We start from the raw sequence: 17,252 nt of genomic DNA, 5'->3' as shown, positions 1-17,252 counted from the left end.
ACATGCCAGCTTGGTCGGCGACGAGCCGGGCCGATCGCGCACGCTCGAGGACAACCACGAGCTGTGCTCACGGACGACGTGATACACAGCGGTTGGGGGTCCGGATCGCCGCGGCAATTTCGAGAGAATTAGTATCCGAACGCCGCGCTCAGACGTACTGTGCGACGACATTGAGAATGTCGTCGAGCTCGTCCCCCGACAGCGAGTAGCGCTGCTGTGCGTACACCGACCGGAGTTCGTCCCGGTCCTGTGGCAGGAGGTTGGCGATCTTGTAGGCCGTCGGTTCGTCGACCTTCTCGAGGTCCTGAAGGTCCTCGACGAGCGCCTGGGCCTCATCGGGCTCGAGGACGGCGAACCGATTGGCGTGTTCGATCGCTCGCGCGAGTTCATAGCGCAGCTCGCGATCCTCGTCCATCGCGCGTTCGGCTTCGATGTCGGCGAGCAGCTCCTTCGTCTCCGAGACCGTCAGGAACTCCTCGTCGACGATCTCTTTGAAGATCGTCATCCCTGTTCAGATCCGGCTCTTTTCCTGGTTCTGTGCGCGCATGTGGGCCGCGGTGACGAGCAGCGTCTTGTCCTTGCCGCCGTCGTTGATCTGGACTTTGAATGCGCTGCCCTGTTTCCCGACGACTTCGCCGGTCAGACCGTCGAAGCGTGGGTGGAAGCGACCGTCCGGAACGCTTGGGTCGATCTTCAGGTGGACTTTCTCACCCTCCTCGTACTCCTGAATCGCACGCTGTGGCGGCGACGTGCCACGGTCTCGAGGATCGTTTGCGAGCTTTCGCCGGGTTCCCTGACGAGGGCCATTAGATTTCGGCATAGTCGTACGACCGCTTTGTCCGGTGATGGTTATAAAACACACGTATTCGGGTTGCTCGAGTGCTGGCGGTTTCGTCGTCTGGCCGGACTGTGGAAGCCGGGGCAACGGATTAAGTGACGAGACGACGACCAAGTCCCTATGAGCGTGTCCAGTGAAACTCGAGTCGATGGTACGGCATTCGGAATGGCGATGGGGACGCTCTGGGCTGGTGCCGTCGTCTTCCTTGGGCTGACGGCACGGCTAGGGTGGGGTGAGAAGTGGCGTGACCTGCTTGCAGACGTGTATATCGGGTACAATTCGACGAGCCGAGGGCTAGCAGTCGGTGCTGGCTGGGCGTTCGCCGACGGGTTCGTCGGCGCGTATCTCCTCGCCTGGCTCTACAATCGCTTCCGTCGGGGCGGAACGGAAGACGAATACGAAAGACGATGACGCACCGAATTCGGCTCAGTCGCGTTCCTGGCGTCGTTCGCGGTCACGAACTACACAAATCTCCGACTCGCCGATGAGACCGGATCGAACCCCCTCGTTCCCGCGGTCGGTCTGCTCGGGACGACCGTCGCGATCCCGATCGTCCTCTATCATCTCTATCGCACTGACATCGAGATCCTGCTCTGGATCGTCGGCATCTTCGTCTCGCTGTTCGTACTCGAGTTTCTCTACGTAACGCGGCGTCCGGACGGCCTCGAGGTCGGCGATAACGCCTGATCGGCCACAGCCAGTGACAGCGGTGGTGTCGCGACGGTCGCAATCCGTTCACGATAGGCGAAAGCTGAGACACGGAGCAGCCCCGCGAGCGCTGGGGAACCCAGGACACCTATCGTACTGGCAGCGAATGCTCGTCGTATGCAAGATGAAGACGGCGCTGGTGTGCATACGCTGCCGATCACGGTCGAATACGGTGGGAGAGAACTGACGATCACACCCGTGATCGTCGAGACAGATCGCGGCCTCGTGTTGTGCGACGTGGGTCCACAGGGCACCATCGGCGGCCTCGAGACCCACCTGCGAAGCCTGGGCTACGGCCTCGAGGATATCTGGCTGGTGGTTCTCACCCACCACGACGGGGACCACGCTGGTGGGCTGGCAGAATTAAACGAACGCGTCGACGCCGTCGTTGCGGCCCACCGCGACGAAGCGCCGTACATCTCGGGCGAGTGCGATCCGATCAAGGGCGACGGTGACCGCTACCCGTCGGTGCCCGTCGACATCGAACTGGCCGGCGGCGTTCGGATTCCGACAAGTGCTGGGCCGATGGAGGTCGTCGCCACGCCGGGTCATGCGCCGGGACACGTTTCGCTGTACTTCCCCGATGGGAACCTGCTCGTCGCCGGTGATGTACTCGTCGCGGACGGGACTGAACCCCTTGCCGGCCCGAAACCGCAGTTTACGCCCGACATGGACCGCGCGATCGAGTCCGTCGGGAAGTTGGCCGGCCTCGAGATCGACCACACGCTGTGCTATCATGGGGGCTACGTCCCACAGGGACGTGACAGGATTCGCGAGATTTACGAGCAGTGACGCAAGTAAGCGCACGAACGAAACTGCGGTGTCGATCGATCCCAGTGTAGGGCCACAGCCACGGCCGAGGACGGAACTGAAGCGGAATTCTCATCGGTGTCGACGACCAAAACGGGGTAATGCGACTCGAACTCCGCGTCTGTCAGCACTGTCTCGATGGCGATCACGGCAACGAGCGTCGCACGGCGCTTCTCAACGACATGGTCAACTGTGCCGAACAGATCAAGGAGTACAAGGACGTCCTCGACCTCGATGCGGTCCACATCCGCAAGGTCAGGGACGACGAACCGGGGAAACCGGCGGCGCTGCCGGTCGTCTCGGCGACGATCCAGAACGACCAGATCGTCTTAAACGACACGCAACTCGTCGCGGAAGGCCAGGACGGAAACATGCTCGTCTACACCAACCCCGACGACGTCTTGACCGTCCTCGCGGGGAACTTAGACGAAATCAGCAAGGCCGTTACCGACGACGTGACCGTCGACCTCTCGGCGATTGGCGCGGAAATCGTTTCGCAGGCCAATCTCGGTGCGAACCGCGGCGATCAAGACCAGTAGTACGGACTCTGCCCAGTCAGTGCCGGCGCACTCACGACCCGTCGCGGGTGTGCCGGGACACAGTGGTAGCAGACCGTATAAGCGCTCGTCGTTCGTCGTCCCGACTTACGTTCTGACGACGGTCCATCCAGTAGCGACAGCGACCGCTACTGGCGGAGTGATATTGTCTGCCGCTGGCCGCGAGTGGCCAGCGGCGAAACGGCTAAAAACGAACGGCGGTCGCCGTTTAGATACGGCCGACGTTCTCGACGCCGACGCTTTCGACGCCGTCGACCTCGGTGAAGTTCTCTTCGACGGTCTCCGTGCCGCCCGCGCTGTCGGGGACGATCACGGTCGGGTAGAGGGCAACGAGGCCGAACGCGACTTCCTCACGTTCGACGCCGTTGATCTTCGCACCCTCGGGGAGGGTACTCTCGAGGCGCTCCTGGAGCGCGTCGAGGTCGATTTCGGGGCTGTCCGGCATGACCTTGATTTTGGCAGCGACTTTTCCCATGGTAGTTACGGGCCGGTGAAACCGCAGTCGGGACACTCATAGAGGTTGCTCTGCTTGCGACATTTGGCACAGCGGTAAATCTGCTGGCCGCAGTCTGGACACTTGAACGCAGCAGCGTTCGTGCCCGCGATGTTGAGCCCGCAAGAGACACAGGCACGTGCCTCTCGGTCGTCGGTCGTACTCATACTCTTCCCTTCCCGCCCGCCGTTTTTAACCGTTGTCTTTCGATGGCTGCTCGAGCGATCCAGACGGAGGCGCTCGGAAACAGTGAGTGGCGGTCGGATTTTCAGAGGGAGAAAAGACGGTGGCGGTTACTTTATACCCCAGTCGAAACATCGATGTGAGATCCGGTTGCTCGACGCCCGACCGGATCTCTGCCTCTGACATCTTACTCGGGTATCGACGTACAGTCCGGCAGTATCAACATTCAAAGTCGTGCCCGTCCTACGGCGAGTGAATGCGCCTCGACGACTACATCGAGGAGTTAGAGCCCGACGAGGAGGCAGAGCGCCGCCGCCTCGCCAAGGAGAAGTCCTACGCGATCACGGACCATCTCGAGGACTTCGAACGCCGGTTCGACGACGCCACAAGCGGCGAGACGCTCGTCGGCTCGACCGCACCCTCGATCTTCGTCGGACGGTCGAACTACCCAGACATCCCCGTCGGGCTCCTCTCGCCAGTCGGCGACGAAGGTGCCGCCACGGAATACGTCACCGACGGCGACTGGTACCAGCAGGGATACGCGATCAACGACGTACTCCAGCGCCGAACTGGCTTGTTGAACTCGAGCAAGCGCGCGAACGTCGACTCGCCGTCCATTGCGAGCCGGCTGACACCCTCCGTCCATGATACGTGGGACGGCTTCGTCGGCGTCCAGCGTGAGATCGCCATCGCGGACCGGCCGGTCGACTTAGAGATCGGGTTAGACGATACGCCCGACCTCGGCCTCGATGCCGGCACGGACGTGGCGACGCCGCGTGGGCCGCGTGCCACCGCTCGCAACGCCGAGTTGCGAGAAAATCCATACGTGCCCCGCCCGGTCAAGAAGACCCTCGAGGACGACGACTGGCAAGCCGAGGGTGCGATGACCTATCTCTATAGACGTGGCTTCGACGTCTACGACATCAACTCGATCCTCTCGGCGGGCGCACTCGGCCAGACCAAGCAGCGCCGACTCGTGCCGACGCGGTGGTCGATCACGGCCGTCGACGACACCGTCGGGAAGTACCTGCGCGGGCGCATCCGGAACGCACCCAGCATCGACGAGGTGCAGGTCTGGGCCAACGAGTACATGGGCAACCGCTACTGGGTCGTCCTCGCACCCGGCAGCTGGGAGTTCGAACTCGTCGAAATGAAAGCGCCGGGCAGTATCTGGAATCCGAACCCGAACGACGACGTCTGGCTCCAGAGCGCCAGCGAAGGCTACGAGGGTCGTTCGAGCTACGTCGAGGAGACCGCGGGTGCCTACTATGCCGCCCGGCTTGGCGTCCTCGAGTATCTCGAGTCGATCGGCCGACAGGCGAAGTGTCTCGTCTTGCGCGAGGTGTCAGACGACTACTGGGCCCCCGTCGGCGTCTGGCAGGTCCGCGAGAGCGTTCGCAACGCCTTCGATGGGGAATACGGTGAAGCGGAGACGTTCCACAAGGGGGTCGCGGAGGTCGCGACGCAACTCCCGGTCTCCTACGCGCGCCTGCAGCGCAAATCCGAACTTGCGGCCGGGTTGCAGTCGAATCTAAACGCGTTCTCGAACCTGGAGTGATTCGGACGGGCGGGTCGTCCACCGTCCGAGCTACTGATCGGTCTCCGCGAGCGGCTGCTCTCGATCGGGATCGGTGTCGGAGCCGGAATCGGAAGCCGACGGTGATGCACGGTGGCTCCGATCGACGACGGTCACGCTGGCTTTGAACGCTGCGAGCACGACCGGGCCGACGAACAGGCCGACGATCCCGAAGAGCACACCACCGCCGACGACACCCATCAGTGCGATTGCCGGATGCAGCCCGGACTGCTGGTCGACCAAAAACGCCCGGAGATAGATGTCGACGACGGCGAGGACGGCGACCCCATACCCCAGCAGGATCACACTCCCGAGGAGACTGCTCGAGAACGCGTGGGCGACGGTCACTGGGCCCCAGACGAGCCAGATCCCAACCGTCGGGAGCACCGACACGAGTGACAGCGCGACCGCCAACACAGCCGCATACGGGACGCCGAGGACGACCAGCCCCAGCGCTCCGAGTATCCCCTGCAACACTGCGACCAGCAAATGACTGCGGAGGGTTGCCCGGACAACGACGTGAACCTCAGTGAACAGTTCGTCGACGAGTCGGCGCTCGAGCGGGACGACCCGCCGGACCCAGTCGAGGGCCGCAGGGCCGTCGACGAGCAGGGAGTAGAGGACAAAGACGAACACGAGCGTTCCGGCGACGACGTCGGCGACGGTGGCCACGAGACCGACGGTCTGAGAGACGGAGAGATCAGCCGCCGCTCCGATCGTCTCCGCGAGTTCGCTCGAGAGAATCGATTCGATGAGGGCGATCGACGCTGTGTCCAATCCAAGTGTCGTTTGTGCGAACGTCCGCCCGGCGGTGACGATCTGGGCGGCAGCGCCGGACTCGAGCGCCGACGTGACGGTCTCGAGGATGACCAGCGAAATGACCACCAGTGGGATGACGACGCCAGCGACGGCGAGGGCAGTGAGTGCGACGCCGGCGGTTCGTGCGCCGATGCGTGGCACCAGTCGCTCGTAGGCCGGCCGGAGAACGACCGCGAGCAGACAGGCAGCCAACACGTACTCGACGAGCGGCAGAACGATCAGTGTGGCAAGCACGCCGAGGACGCAGATCAGGAGGGCAAACACCGCGGATCGAGCGTCCATACGTCTGTCACTCGCGAAGGGCGCATAAATGTTAGCAATCCATACTGTTCCCATCAGCGACGCGATGACCGATGCACGCGGCGGTCGCTGGCTGGCTGTCAGTCCCGGAACGCGAGCGGGGCCGCGGACGGTCGATCACTAACAGCTACAGTGGGACCGGCAGCCACTCGAGTAATTGCATCACGAGCAGCGGATCGAACACCGGCTCGTGTAGCACGAGCCAGTCGAGCAAGACGAGGCCGCCGCCGTGGGCGACGACTGACGGGAGAATGGAGTCGGACGCGTAGTCGACGGCACCGAACAGGACGTCGGTCGGGCCCGACAGCAGGAACTCGATCGGTGGCTTCGACGTATGGTGGAGCATGTAGACGACGGGGCTGATGAACACTGCGGCGATGCCGATCTTCTTGACGCCGACACAGAGGAGCCCGCGGTAATAGGTTTCAGCAGCAAGCGCGAGCAGAAGCAGCTTTAGCGCGTGGAGGCCGAACGCCGCGGGCACGGTCGACGTCGTCCAGATCGGATAGTACGCGCGGATCGTTGGTAGTGTCGAGCCGACGACATAAAATGGGAGGACAAACAGCGCAAGCAGGACGGTGTTTCGTACCGCGACGCGGTCGACGTGCCAGCCGATACGGTTCCCGTGTGTCAGGCCGAGCGCGAGTGGCCCGCCGATCAGGAGCACGCCGTCGACGACGAGCCGGCGGTTCAACTCACTGGGGACCAGGGACATCCACAGCAGCGAGAGCACGGCACCGACGACGAGTGTCTTCTGGACCCAGGACAGTCGGAGCCGGTCCCGGAACCAGCGGACGCCGTGTCGATCCGGCTCGGACGACACAGGTTACTCGTCAGCAGTCGGAATCGGGCCAGTCCCGATCACATCACGGACGTGCGCCTCGAACTCCTGATGGCGCTGGAAGTACGTCTCGTCGACGTCTGCAAGCACGTCGGACAGTTCGCGAGGGCCGTCAGGGGTCCGGATCACGGTCTCGCCCTCGAGTCGGTCGACTTCGCTTTTCTCTTTGGGCCAGGTCAGTCGCGAACTCACGCGAGCAAGCGGCGAACCCTCGACGGGCGTGTGCGTCCCAAGCGAGACAGCCGGCTCCGCGTCCTCGTCATCGTCACTCATGGGCGTCGGTTTGCGAGCGCGGTGATTCAAACTTTCGCTTCCATGGGTCGTGCGGGCGGTCCAGAACCGCCGGAACCTCTCCGGCAACCGAGGTGTGTCTGACGTATCGTTTTGTGGCGGGGCACCGAACGGCCGCGTATGACAAGCCTGACGGAGGTCTACGACGGGACCGCACCGGGGGTGACGGGCCGCCGGCTGTACGCTGGCACGGCGCTCGTGATACTCGGTGCGATCCTGGCCGTCGTAGCTGTGCTCGTGGCGACGACCGACCTCTTCGGCGGGTATGCAGTCGAACTCTCTGGCGATATCGCCGCCCAGTTCGCGACCGTCCGTGTCGGCGGCGCGCTCGCCGGACTGAGCATCCCGGTGGCGCTCGTCGGCGTCTTCGTCGTCTTGCCGGCCAGCCGTCGCGTCCAGGCCGCTGCCGCGATCAGCGCGAGCCTCTGTCTACTCGGCATCGCACTCTTCTGGTATGCCTACCCCACACACTGGCGCGGCTACGGACAGCAGCTCACGCTCGAGGTGTCGGTCGTCTACCTGCTCGGTCTGTTGACGTCCGTGTGGAGTCTGTTCAGCGCCGTCGCGACGTTCAAACAGCGTAACGATCCTGGCGGCACCCTCCAGATGAACGTCACCCGCCACAACAAGACGGTCATCGAGGCCGATGACAACGACGACACCCCGAGTGGCCTCGGCGGGATCGGATTCTTCGGCGGCACGCCCGACGGAGACGTCGAGACACAGACCAACGCAGACAACACGTCCGACTCGACGCTGTCGTACGACGAGCGCTCGAGTGCGACGACGTCACAGCAGTCGGCTAGCACTCCCACTTCTCAACGCCGCCCCAACGCCGGCACAGCCACCAGCGACGGTGGCTCCGCCGTCTCCGATATTTCGTCGCCGCTGGATGCCGGTGACGGCCGTGACGCCGAAATCGTCGAGTCGACACCCGACCAGCCGGCCGAACCCACAGACCGCTACTGTGGGAACTGTGCGGACTTCGAATACGTCCGGTCCTCCGATGGGATGGTACCCTACTGTGCTCGCCACGAGACGGCCATGGACGACATGGACGCCTGCGAGGAGTGGACGCCGAACCGGCAGTAGTCGACTACTGGACGCGTTTTCTAACCGAGGCTCGTCTCAGGTCTTTCACTCGAGTTGACCGTCCGATCGAAGGCCCGCCTTCGAGTCACGAAAACTGAGAGAGACGAAATCGGCTCTGCAAGCGAGTTACAGCCCGACGAGCTGTCGTCCAAGTTCAAATACCAACTGTGGGAGCTCGAACACGACCATGGCTGCCAGCGCCAGCTCGCCGACGGTGACGACCGCGGTCACGAAGTCCGCGCGCTTGCTGCTGACTGTGACACCAGTCGGGAGCCCGTACTCTTGCGTTGAGATTGGGTAAAACAGCGCGATCCCACGCTTGCTCCCCGCCACGTCGAGCACGTAGTGAGTCAACACACCGATCCAGACGTACTCGAGGTTACCGAAGACGTACGGAAAGGCGACGAATCCAAGCAAGACCGGCAGATTGTGCAGCGTTTTTCGGTGTTTGCCAAATGCAGTGTCGACGTCCGGAAAGAGTGCCCCCAGCGTAATCGGGACGCCGATCATGATGATCGTCTTGAACGTCTCTACGTCCCCCACCGGCACGAACAGATACCCAAGCCCGATGCTCAACAGCACGGCGTTTAGCACGTGACCCTTCTTGTTCATCTACCGCTATCTGGGGAGTCACGTGGGGAATAGTTTTCTCTCGAGAGAGTCGCCAACGCGAACCGGTTTGGGCGTTATGCTGTCTCGAGTTCGGCAAGCAGATCCACGAGTGCCTGATCGACGGTCTTCGCGCGAACGGCGGCGCGGTCGCCGTCGAAGACGTACCGGGAGACGGTCGTATACGACGCTTCGCTGCCCCACGGGGCTGCGTAGGAGATGCCGATGTAGACGGTGCCGACCGGGTTGTCGTCGGTCCCACCGCTCGGACCGGCGATTCCAGTCGTTGCGATTCCCCACGTCACATCCGCAACGTCGCGGACTCCCTGTGCCATCTCACGGGCGATTGGCTCGGAGACGGCACCGTGTTCGTCCAGTGCTTCGCGGCTCACGCCGAGATGGCGGCGCTTGGCGTCGTAAGCGTAGGTCGTCAGCCCGGCATCGAAGTAGTCGCTGGCACCCGGGACAGCGGTGATCGCAGCACCGATCAACCCGCCGGTACAGGACTCGGCGACTGCCAGCGTCTCCTCGCGGTCGCGAAGCGCGTCGCCGACTGCCATCGGCAGTTCGCGGTCGATCTCGTCGTTCATGCGCGAGTCGACGGGCGGCACGGTTGTGAAAGCGCGGGTCGCGACCACGGTCGCCTCGCTCGTGATACCGACGACACACCGTGCGACCCCGAAACGGAAAGAACACGGGGAGTGACTGCCGAGTATCCGATATGGACTACGAGACGCCGCTTTTCTTCCACGTGATGGAGTATGCGGACGCGGCGGACCGCGACGTCATCGATATGGTCAGCGGAAACCCCGACTGGGAGCCACCCGAAGCCCTTCGGGAGGGGCTCCGCGAGTATGCCGACCTCGAGCCAGACCGGTTCCAGTACGCACCCAGCGCGGGACTACGCGAGTTGCGCGTGGAGATCGCCGCGCGCCGTGGCGTCGACGCCGAACAGGTCGTCGTCACCAACGGCGCGGGCGAGGCGAACTATCTCGCGATGGCGCGAGCGCTCGAACGTGACCAGGGAGACGAGATCCTGCTGACCGATCCCGTCTATCCGTACTATCCGGGGAAGACGACGATGCTCGGCGGAACCCAGCGATTCGTCGCGACTGACGACGAGGGACAACTGGATCCCGCAGCCGTCCGCGCGGCCGCGAGCGACGAGACGGCCGCGATCGTCGTGAACACGCCGAATAACCCGACGGGCGCGGTCTATCGCGCCGAAACGATGCGCGAACTCGTCGCCGTCGCCGAGGAGTACGACGCGATCCTGATCAGCGACGAGGTGTACGACCACTACGACCTTTCGGGGACGTTCGCAAGCGCGCTCGAGACCGACTCGGCTCACCGGATCGTCACTAACGCGTTCTCGAAGTCGATGGCGATCACCGGCGTCCGGGTGGGCTATGCGATCTTCCCGCCGGAACTCGTCGCAGACGCCAGGAGCCGCCACATGCTGGTCAACGTCGCGACCACCCGCCCCGGCCAGTACGCAGTTCTACAGGCGCTTCGTGAGACGGGACCCGACTACTACGAGCGCAACCGGGAGCGGCTCCGCGAGCGGGTCGCAACGTTTACTGACGCACTCGAGGCGGCCGGGGCAGAATATACCACGCCAAGCGGCTCGTTCTACGTGATGGCACGCTTCGAGGGCTATCCGGGCACGCTCGCAAACGTCGAGCGGCTGATCGACGAGGCCGGCGTCGCCGGAATGCCCGGCGAGGCCTTCGGCGATTCGCGCAGCGAGTGGCTGCGATTCGCGCTTGTGACGCCGCGCGTCGAGGAAGCAGCCGAGCGACTGGCAGCATATTTCGACTGAGAGCGACGCGGCAGGACGCTCGAGACCGACGAATACTCGTGTCGGGACTGGGAAAGACGGGTATGAGCGGTATCGACGTCGAACCGGTCGAAGAAGACGAGGAAACGACGATGGACAGTGACGATGGCGGAAACACCATCGAGGTCACGCCGACGGACTCCGTCGACGCCGACGAGGAGCGCGACACCATCGACGTCGAGCCGTCCGACGAGCCGATCGACGGCCCCGACTACGTCCTCTACGGCGGGAAAGGCGGTGTTGGGAAGACAACGATGGCAGCCGCGACCGCCCTCGACAGTGCCCGCGCCGGGACGCCGACACTGGTGGTTTCGACCGACCCCGCACACTCGCTTTCTGACACGTTCGATACCGACATTCCAGCCGAACCTGGCCGCATTCGGGACGACATCCCGCTCTATGCGGCCGAGATCGATCCCGAGGCTGCAATGGAGCGTGGCGAGACTCCCTTCGGCAGTGCGGGGACAGAAACTGACGAGGAGTCGCCGTTCCCCGGCGACGAGGGTGCAGGCGGAGCCTCGCCCTTCCCCGGTGGTGAGGGAGCCGACGGCGGCCCGCTGGGCGGGCTCGGCGACATGCTCGGCGGCGAATCGCCGATGGACGCCCTCTTCGGCGGCGCGATGCCCGGCGCTGACGAGGCCGCCGCGATGCAGCTCTTACTCGAGTATATGGACGACGAGCGCTTCGAGCGCGTCGTCGTCGACACGGCTCCGACCGGCCACACCCTCCGCTTGCTGCAGTTACCCGAGATCATGGATACGATGATGGGCCGGCTGATGAAGTTCCGCCAGCGCATCGGCGGCATGTTAGAGGGCGTCAAGGGGATGTTCGGCGGACAACAGCAGCCGGAAGCCGAAAACGACCTCGAGGATCTGGAAGTGTTGCGCGAACGTATCGAGCGACTGCGGGCCGCCCTGCAAGATCCCGCGCGGACGGACTTCCGAATCGTCATGATTCCCGAGGAGATGAGCGTCTTCGAGTCCAAACGGCTCCGCCAGCAGCTTCAGGAGTTCGAGATTCCCGTCGGCACCGTCGTCGTCAACCGCGTGATGGAGCCACTATCCAACGTCACCGACGACGTCGAGGGTGAGTTCCTCCAGCCGAATCTCGACGACTGCGAGTTCTGTCAACGTCGCTGGGATGTCCAGCAGTCCGCACTCGCCGAAGCACAAGATCTCTTCCGCGGCACCGACGTCCGGCGTGTGCCGCTGTTCGCCGACGAAGTCCGTGGCGAGGACATGCTCGCGGTCGTCGCCGCCTGCCTCCGCTGATCGTCGTTGCGATCGCTTTCGTTCCGAGCGGCCCTACGCTTCTCCGGCTGCTGAGACGACAGTCACCGGTCGATCGCTCTCGCGGATCACCGACTGGGTGACGCTTCCGAACAGCGCCTTGCCGACTGGCGACCGGTCGCGAACGCCGATGACGATGGCGTCGCTGTCATATTCGTCGGCCGCAGCGCGGATCGTCTCCGCGGGATCGCCTGTCGCCGCGCGAACCGTCCACGCGATACCGGCCGGCTTGAGCGAACTGCCGGCAGCACACTCGATGCTGTGGATCTCTTAAAGTACAGGATAGTATGGCATTCACAACGTGAGCTATCCCCTCAACGTTCAATCACGATATTCTATGTGTGCGCCGTACGCGCTACCAAATGCTGAAAAGAATGAAGCTAATCCGACAGCAATAAACAGTTCTGACGGTGTCGGCCAGATTAGTGATGCAATATAGGTTATAACTAATGTGATTGCGAGAGAAATAACCCCCGAAATAGCTGATTTTTTGAGTGCCTGCGAACCCATACAGCAAACCACACGATGACGTTACAAAGAGCTTATTCGCAGTTCCTTCGAGCCTGATATTCAGCACGCTATTCCGAATATCTATCAGTCCTAACAGACCGTCCAGTGTTTAATAAGCATGAGCAGTGTGATGGCCATTTCGATGAAACAAGCGCCTGAAAAGCGGATTTCAACAGATCCGGTGCTGTCTACTCTTTGTCGCCGTTCTCGCCCCACTCGCCACCGACGCGGTCGACACCCATCATCGTCTCGCCGGGGTGTTCGGTGAAGACGACCTTCATGTTCTCGTCGGGGACATTGAACGTCTCGCCGACGTATTCCATGGTTGCGAGGGCGAAGGCTCGCTTTCGATCGAACGAGCGGCCGCGTCGGATCTCGGCGTCGAGAAAGAGCAATGGCCCGTCGACGGCGCGTCCAAGGTGGAGGTCCGCTGTCTCGCGGTCGCGGATCGACACGGCGACGTGACCCGCTGTCGTCGCCATCTCGGTCGTATACAGGTCCGTTACGTGGTCAGCAAACGCGGTCTTTTCTTCGTCCGACAGCGACAGCGTCGTCTCGAACTGTAAGAGTGGCATATCTCGAGTTGGCTGGTCAGTCTCTTGTGCGTTCCGCGGCCCGTCGGTCTCTTCATCGACGAGCGAGCGGGTGCGCGGCGCGAAGCGCCGCGGCAGGGCGAACGGCATAGCCGCGAGCGAGTGAAACGAGCGAATGGAGGAGGAGTGTCTTCGTGAGCAGTGCGAGACCGGGGGTCTCGCAGGCTGTTCGAGCGGTGTTGCCGCGCGAAGACGAAGCGAACGAAGGCTTGGAAGTTGTAGCCTGCGAGCGATAGCGAGCAGGATCGTCTTTCGGTGCTTTTGATCAACCGTTTACTGAGGGACGTCGCGCTGTGTGGCGACGCCACCAGCGCGGCAAACCGCAGAGTAAAACGTTGTTAGTCGTCCGCAGGCAACTGCTGGCCGCCGATATCGGGGCGGCTCACGTCGCGGTCGGTTTCCTCGCCCTCGATGTCGTAGGGGTACTCGCCGGTGACACAGCCAAGACAGAGGTCAATGCGGTCTTTGCCGAGCACCTCTGCGACGGCGTCGGTCGAGAGGTACGCGAGGCTGTCGGCGCTGATCTCGTCGCGGATGTCGGCGGTCGATTTGTCCGAGGCGATCAGTTCCTCGCGGGTCGCCATGTCAATGCCCATGTAACAGGGGGCGACGATCGCCGGCGCACCGATTCGGACGTGGACCTCCTCAGCGCCACAGTCCTTCAAGAGCTGGACGAGCTGGGTTGAGGTCGTTCCGCGGACGATCGAGTCGTCGATGACGGTGACCGTCTTCCCCTCGATCGTGGACTTGATCGGATTGAGTTTCAGCCGGACGGCGCGTTCGCGTTCGTCTTGGGTCGGCATGATGAACGTCCGGCCGACGTAGCGGTTTTTCATCAGCCCTTCGGCGAACTCGACGCCCTCGTCCTCGACGTCACGTGGCTCGCCGTCGGCAGTCGTCTCGCTTGCAGCGTCGGCATAGCCCGAGGCAAAGGCACGTCCCGAGTCGGGGACGGGCATTACGACGTCGGTCTCGACGCCGCTTTCCTCCCAGAGCTTGCGCCCGAGTTCGCGCCGGGCCTCGTAGACGAGGGTGTCGTCGATGACGCTGTCCGGGCGCGCGAAGTAGACGTGTTCGAAGAAACAGTGGGCGGTGTGTTCCTGCTCGACGAGTTGGTAGGTGTCGAAGCCTTGCCCGTCGTCCTGCAGGACGACCAGTTCGCCCGGCCGCACGTCGCGGACGAGTTCGCCGTCGAGCGTGTCGATCGCCGCCGATTCCGAGGCGAGGATATAACCGTCCTCGAGTTCGCCGATACACAGCGGCCGGTTCCCCTGCGGGTCGCGGACGCCAAGCACCGTGTCGTCGTGGCTGATCGTCAGCGAGTACGAGCCGTGGATCCGGCCCATCGTTCGCTTGACGGCGCGGACCAGATCCTCCTCCAAGAGGTTGCGCGCGAGGTCGTGAGCGATGACCTCGGTATCGCCGTCGCTGGTGAAGGCGTGGCCCGCCGCCGCGAGTTCCTCGCGGATCTCATCGGCGTTGACGAGGTTACCGTTATGCGAGAGGCCAAGCGAGCCGCTCTTGAACGAGACGGAGAATGGTTGTGCACAGGAGGAGTCGACGGAGCCGGCCGTCGGATACCGGACGTGGCCGATCCCGGCCGCCCCGTTGAGCGTCTCGAGGCCCCCCTCGTCGAAGGCGTCGCCGACGAGCCCCATTTCGACGTGGCTGTGCTGCTGAAAGCCGTCGTGTGTGACGATCCCTGCTGACTCTTGGCCCCGATGCTGGAGCGCATAGAGCGCATAGTACAACGGTCGTGCCGCGTCCCGACCGTCAAGTGAGACGCCGACGACGCCGCACTTCTCGGTCATTCCTGTTCGCCGGGGAGTCTCGCCCCGCCCATCAGTCATGGGAGTCTGTAGGGCATCGAGCCGATAAAAACCCCCGTGTTTGTGCTTCTATAGTCGGTACCAGTCTCGTATTATATCCACGTTCGTGTATACTGGGGGAGAGATCACACGATGGCAGGGCCTCATCATGGCCCGTTCCTGCTGTAATACTCGATTACGAGTCTCCCGGTAGACGAGTGTCGCGATCGACGACGCCGTCCCGTCTTCGACTCTCGTGGGGCTCGAGACACAGTGTTCAAGATGGTTGCCGCGAGTCAACGTGTATGCGACTCGAGGAGTACTGGGGAGTCGGTCCGAAGACGCGAGAAACGCTGGTGGACGCGTTGGGTCGCGAGCGGGCGATCCAGGCGATCGAGAGTGGGGACGTCCGGACGCTCGCCGACGCTGGGTTGGCTCGCGGGCGGGCGACGCGAATCCTCCGTCGGGCGACCGATAGTGCTGGCATGGACGTGTTGGCGACCAGCGACGCGCGATCGGCCTATAAGGAGTTGTTGGATCTCGCGGTCGACCACGCCGTCACACAGCGCGCGGCAGATCGCATTCGGGTGCTGACGCCACTCGAGAGCCGAGCCGCGATGGAAGCGCGGCTTGACGACGTCCTCGCCGCCCGGGACGCCTGGGCCGCCCTCGACGACGCTAACCGCGAGACAGTCCTCGCGGCCTACGAGCGCTACGACGAGCGCGAGGGCAGCGAACGCGCTGCCGTCGAGGCCGCGCTCGCACTACTCGAGGCCGGCGTCGATTCCGGACCGTTCGCCGCGGTTGCGGACCTCGAGCGCACGAGTCTCGAGGCGGCCGCTGACGCGCTGGCAGCATTGGACGGCGACCGCGTCCGCGACGGTGCTGACGAGGAACTCGACCAACTCCGTGACGCGCTGGGTGTCGTCGAGGATATGGACGCCAACGCAGCCGAACTGATCGAAGACCTGCGTTCGGAGGGCGTTCGCGATGTCGAAGGCTTTCGCCAGGCCTTCGAGGATCACCTTCTGAGCGAGACGGACGTGACGATCGACCGGGTTCGAGACGCAATGCCGACCGACGCGACGGACGCGACTGACTTCGTCGGCGGGACGTTGCGCACCCTTCGGAACGACCTCACCGCGGCGGTCGACAAACGCGAGGAAACCGTCGCGGGCGAGTTACAGGACACGCTCGCAGACGCCCGCGAAGCCGTCGATCGAGCAGTCGAAGCGGTCGACGAGATCGCGTTGCAGCTCTCGCTGGCCCGCTTTGCGCTCGCGTACGACTGTACCCGGCCGACGTTCGTCGAGGACGAGCAGGCGGCCGTCTCCGTCGTCAGCGCGCGTAATCTCACGCTTGCGGCACGTGACGAGGAGTCGGTTCAACTCGTCACTTACGCGCTCGGCGAGCACGACGTGGTGAGCGTGCCAGACGACGTGAACACAGTCCCCGGCGAGCAACGCGTCGCCGTCCTGACCGGGGCCAACAGCGGCGGGAAGACGACGCTGCTCGAGACGCTGTGTCAGGTCGTCCTCCTGGCGACGATGGGACTGCCAGTCCCTGCCGATCGGGCCGAAGTGACGCCCGTGGACTCGCTGGTCTTTCACCGCCGTCACGCAAGTTTCAACGCCGGCGTCCTCGAGTCCACGTTGCGTTCGATCGTCCCGCCGCTGTCGTCGGGTGGCCGCACGCTCATGTTGGTCGACGAATTCGAGGCGATCACCGAACCGGGCAGCGCGGCCGACCTGTTACACGGGCTGGTGACACTGACTGTCGACCGCGACGCACTGGGCGTGTTCGTCACCCACCTCGCGGACGACTTAGAGCCGCTACCGCCCGAAGCACGGGTCGACGGCATCTTCGCGGAGGGATTGGATCCCGACCTCGAGTTGCGCGTCGATTACCAGCCGCGTTTCGACACGGTGGGCCGGTCGACGCCGGAGTTCATCGTCTCGCGGCTGGTCGCCAACGCAGGCGACCGGCGCGAGCGGGCCGGCTTCGAGACGCTGGCGGCTGCTGTCGGGGATGAGGTCGTCCAGCGGACGCTCGCGGACGCCCAGTGGAGCGCCGAGGAGTGACAGGGGACGGGCCG

The 17,252-nt window shown here is 63.7% G+C and carries 21 protein-coding genes; 8 read left to right on the top strand and 13 right to left on the bottom strand.

All coding sequences use genetic code 11. The features are described from left to right. Positions 1-148: 148 nt before the first annotated feature. Positions 149-505, bottom strand: coding sequence for an RNA polymerase Rpb4 family protein (locus BSG09_RS06560; protein WP_008012118.1), 357 nt, complete (start codon positions 503-505; stop codon positions 149-151). Between the two features lie 6 nt (positions 506-511). Beyond that, positions 512-820, bottom strand: a complete 309-nt coding sequence (locus BSG09_RS06555; RefSeq protein WP_092931380.1) for a 50S ribosomal protein L21e — start codon at positions 818-820, stop codon at positions 512-514. Positions 821-958: 138 nt separating this feature from the next. On the opposite strand from BSG09_RS06555, the gene BSG09_RS06550 reads away from it, so the two are divergent. Continuing rightward, a complete protein-coding gene (locus tag BSG09_RS06550) occupies positions 959-1,249 on the top strand; it encodes a bacteriophage holin (protein WP_092931377.1) in 291 nt (96 codons plus the stop codon). A 15-nt stretch (positions 1,250-1,264) separates the two neighbouring features. Here the strand turns inward: BSG09_RS06550 and BSG09_RS20700 are convergent, their stop codons facing one another. Then, a complete protein-coding gene (locus BSG09_RS20700; protein WP_175542154.1) occupies positions 1,265-1,402 on the bottom strand; it encodes a hypothetical protein in 138 nt (45 codons plus the stop codon). A gap of 261 nt (positions 1,403-1,663) precedes the next feature. Between BSG09_RS20700 and BSG09_RS06540 the strand changes: the two genes are divergently transcribed. Together BSG09_RS06540 and BSG09_RS06535 are read left to right on the top strand one after the other, a co-directional pair. Beyond that, entirely contained in the window at positions 1,664-2,338 is a 675-nt protein-coding gene (locus BSG09_RS06540) for an MBL fold metallo-hydrolase (protein ID WP_092931375.1), read from the top strand. A 119-nt stretch (positions 2,339-2,457) separates the two neighbouring features. Further along, positions 2,458-2,895, top strand: coding sequence for a hypothetical protein (locus BSG09_RS06535; RefSeq protein WP_092931373.1), 438 nt, complete (start codon positions 2,458-2,460; stop codon positions 2,893-2,895). Between the two features lie 226 nt (positions 2,896-3,121). Here BSG09_RS06535 and BSG09_RS06530 read toward each other — a convergent pair whose 3' ends face one another. Together BSG09_RS06530 and BSG09_RS06525 are read right to left on the bottom strand one after the other, a co-directional pair. Further along, positions 3,122-3,388 carry an elongation factor 1-beta gene (locus BSG09_RS06530; RefSeq protein WP_092931371.1) on the bottom strand — a complete coding sequence of 89 codons (267 nt, stop codon included), beginning with the start codon at positions 3,386-3,388 and terminating at the stop codon, positions 3,122-3,124. A gap of 5 nt (positions 3,389-3,393) precedes the next feature. Next, on the bottom strand, positions 3,394-3,573 hold the full coding sequence (locus BSG09_RS06525; protein ID WP_092931369.1) for an HVO_2753 family zinc finger protein: 180 nt from the start codon (positions 3,571-3,573) through the stop codon (positions 3,394-3,396). Positions 3,574-3,845: 272 nt separating this feature from the next. Here BSG09_RS06525 and nreA point away from each other — a divergent pair, with 272 nt between their 5' ends. Then, a complete protein-coding gene (gene nreA / locus BSG09_RS06520; RefSeq protein ID WP_092931367.1) occupies positions 3,846-5,147 on the top strand; it encodes a DNA repair protein NreA in 1,302 nt (433 codons plus the stop codon). Positions 5,148-5,177: 30 nt separating this feature from the next. Here nreA and BSG09_RS06515 read toward each other — a convergent pair whose 3' ends face one another. The 3 genes from BSG09_RS06515 to BSG09_RS06505 form a co-directional block, all read right to left on the bottom strand. After that, a complete protein-coding gene (locus tag BSG09_RS06515; protein ID WP_092931365.1) occupies positions 5,178-6,266 on the bottom strand; it encodes an AI-2E family transporter in 1,089 nt (362 codons plus the stop codon). 145 nt (positions 6,267-6,411) lie between these two features. Further along, entirely contained in the window at positions 6,412-7,107 is a 696-nt protein-coding gene (locus tag BSG09_RS06510) for a CPBP family glutamic-type intramembrane protease (protein ID WP_092931362.1), read from the bottom strand. 3 nt (positions 7,108-7,110) lie between these two features. Then, positions 7,111-7,398, bottom strand: a complete 288-nt coding sequence (locus BSG09_RS06505; protein WP_092931360.1) for a DUF5789 family protein — start codon at positions 7,396-7,398, stop codon at positions 7,111-7,113. A 138-nt stretch (positions 7,399-7,536) separates the two neighbouring features. On the opposite strand from BSG09_RS06505, the gene BSG09_RS06500 reads away from it, so the two are divergent. Continuing rightward, positions 7,537-8,508 (top strand): DMT family transporter, encoded by a 972-nt coding sequence (locus BSG09_RS06500; RefSeq protein WP_092931358.1) that lies wholly within the window; start codon positions 7,537-7,539, stop codon positions 8,506-8,508. Between the two features lie 126 nt (positions 8,509-8,634). Here the strand turns inward: BSG09_RS06500 and BSG09_RS06495 are convergent, their stop codons facing one another. Both BSG09_RS06495 and BSG09_RS06490 read right to left on the bottom strand, forming a co-directional pair. After that, complete coding sequence (locus BSG09_RS06495) at positions 8,635-9,120, bottom strand: metal-dependent hydrolase (RefSeq protein ID WP_092931356.1); 486 nt, start codon at positions 9,118-9,120, stop codon at positions 8,635-8,637. Positions 9,121-9,194: 74 nt separating this feature from the next. After that, positions 9,195-9,707 carry a CinA family protein gene (locus tag BSG09_RS06490; protein ID WP_092931354.1) on the bottom strand — a complete coding sequence of 171 codons (513 nt, stop codon included), beginning with the start codon at positions 9,705-9,707 and terminating at the stop codon, positions 9,195-9,197. A gap of 131 nt (positions 9,708-9,838) precedes the next feature. On the opposite strand from BSG09_RS06490, the gene BSG09_RS06485 reads away from it, so the two are divergent. Beyond that, positions 9,839-10,939 (top strand): pyridoxal phosphate-dependent aminotransferase, encoded by a 1,101-nt coding sequence (locus BSG09_RS06485; RefSeq protein WP_092931352.1) that lies wholly within the window; start codon positions 9,839-9,841, stop codon positions 10,937-10,939. Positions 10,940-11,001: 62 nt separating this feature from the next. Next, entirely contained in the window at positions 11,002-12,228 is a 1,227-nt protein-coding gene (locus BSG09_RS06480; protein ID WP_092931350.1) for an ArsA family ATPase, read from the top strand. Between the two features lie 33 nt (positions 12,229-12,261). Here BSG09_RS06480 and BSG09_RS06475 read toward each other — a convergent pair whose 3' ends face one another. The 3 genes from BSG09_RS06475 to purF all read right to left on the bottom strand — a co-directional run bounded on the left by BSG09_RS06475 (position 12,262) and on the right by purF (position 15,160). Next, a complete protein-coding gene (locus BSG09_RS06475; protein ID WP_343124069.1) occupies positions 12,262-12,504 on the bottom strand; it encodes a universal stress protein in 243 nt (80 codons plus the stop codon). Between the two features lie 440 nt (positions 12,505-12,944). After that, positions 12,945-13,331 (bottom strand): tautomerase family protein, encoded by a 387-nt coding sequence (locus BSG09_RS06470; RefSeq protein ID WP_092931733.1) that lies wholly within the window; start codon positions 13,329-13,331, stop codon positions 12,945-12,947. 356 nt (positions 13,332-13,687) lie between these two features. Further along, positions 13,688-15,160, bottom strand: coding sequence for an amidophosphoribosyltransferase (gene purF, locus BSG09_RS06465; protein ID WP_092931348.1), 1,473 nt, complete (start codon positions 15,158-15,160; stop codon positions 13,688-13,690). Between the two features lie 302 nt (positions 15,161-15,462). Here purF and BSG09_RS06460 point away from each other — a divergent pair, with 302 nt between their 5' ends. Continuing rightward, complete coding sequence (locus BSG09_RS06460) at positions 15,463-17,238, top strand: MutS-related protein (RefSeq protein ID WP_092931347.1); 1,776 nt, start codon at positions 15,463-15,465, stop codon at positions 17,236-17,238. The last annotated feature ends 14 nt before the right edge of the window (positions 17,239-17,252 follow it).

Source organism: Natrinema hispanicum (assembly GCF_900111485.1).
Classification (GTDB): Archaea; Halobacteriota; Halobacteria; order Halobacteriales; family Natrialbaceae; genus Natrinema; species Natrinema hispanicum_A.
This window is presented reverse-complemented; position numbering and strand designations above follow the sequence as displayed.

What these genes read in the sequence shown, in the direction of transcription:
- BSG09_RS06560 (WP_008012118.1), bottom strand. Translation starts at nt 505, where the DNA reads ATGACGATCTTCAAAGAGATCGTCGACGAGGAGTTCCTGACGGTCTCG.
- BSG09_RS06555 (WP_092931380.1), bottom strand. Translation starts at nt 820, where the DNA reads ATGCCGAAATCTAATGGCCCTCGTCAGGGAACCCGGCGAAAGCTCGCA.
- BSG09_RS06550 (WP_092931377.1), top strand. Translation starts at nt 959, where the DNA reads ATGAGCGTGTCCAGTGAAACTCGAGTCGATGGTACGGCATTCGGAATG.
- BSG09_RS20700 (WP_175542154.1), bottom strand. Translation starts at nt 1,402, where the DNA reads ATGATAGAGGACGATCGGGATCGCGACGGTCGTCCCGAGCAGACCGAC.
- BSG09_RS06540 (WP_092931375.1), top strand. Translation starts at nt 1,664, where the DNA reads ATGCAAGATGAAGACGGCGCTGGTGTGCATACGCTGCCGATCACGGTC.
- BSG09_RS06535 (WP_092931373.1), top strand. Translation starts at nt 2,458, where the DNA reads ATGCGACTCGAACTCCGCGTCTGTCAGCACTGTCTCGATGGCGATCAC.
- BSG09_RS06530 (WP_092931371.1), bottom strand. Translation starts at nt 3,388, where the DNA reads ATGGGAAAAGTCGCTGCCAAAATCAAGGTCATGCCGGACAGCCCCGAA.
- BSG09_RS06525 (WP_092931369.1), bottom strand. Translation starts at nt 3,573, where the DNA reads ATGAGTACGACCGACGACCGAGAGGCACGTGCCTGTGTCTCTTGCGGG.
- nreA (WP_092931367.1), top strand. Translation starts at nt 3,846, where the DNA reads ATGCGCCTCGACGACTACATCGAGGAGTTAGAGCCCGACGAGGAGGCA.
- BSG09_RS06515 (WP_092931365.1), bottom strand. Translation starts at nt 6,266, where the DNA reads ATGGACGCTCGATCCGCGGTGTTTGCCCTCCTGATCTGCGTCCTCGGC.
- BSG09_RS06505 (WP_092931360.1), bottom strand. Translation starts at nt 7,398, where the DNA reads ATGAGTGACGATGACGAGGACGCGGAGCCGGCTGTCTCGCTTGGGACG.
- BSG09_RS06500 (WP_092931358.1), top strand. Translation starts at nt 7,537, where the DNA reads ATGACAAGCCTGACGGAGGTCTACGACGGGACCGCACCGGGGGTGACG.
- BSG09_RS06495 (WP_092931356.1), bottom strand. Translation starts at nt 9,120, where the DNA reads ATGAACAAGAAGGGTCACGTGCTAAACGCCGTGCTGTTGAGCATCGGG.
- BSG09_RS06490 (WP_092931354.1), bottom strand. Translation starts at nt 9,707, where the DNA reads ATGAACGACGAGATCGACCGCGAACTGCCGATGGCAGTCGGCGACGCG.
- BSG09_RS06485 (WP_092931352.1), top strand. Translation starts at nt 9,839, where the DNA reads ATGGACTACGAGACGCCGCTTTTCTTCCACGTGATGGAGTATGCGGAC.
- BSG09_RS06480 (WP_092931350.1), top strand. Translation starts at nt 11,002, where the DNA reads ATGAGCGGTATCGACGTCGAACCGGTCGAAGAAGACGAGGAAACGACG.
- BSG09_RS06470 (WP_092931733.1), bottom strand. Translation starts at nt 13,331, where the DNA reads ATGCCACTCTTACAGTTCGAGACGACGCTGTCGCTGTCGGACGAAGAA.
- purF (WP_092931348.1), bottom strand. Translation starts at nt 15,160, where the DNA reads ATGACCGAGAAGTGCGGCGTCGTCGGCGTCTCACTTGACGGTCGGGAC.
- BSG09_RS06460 (WP_092931347.1), top strand. Translation starts at nt 15,463, where the DNA reads ATGCGACTCGAGGAGTACTGGGGAGTCGGTCCGAAGACGCGAGAAACG.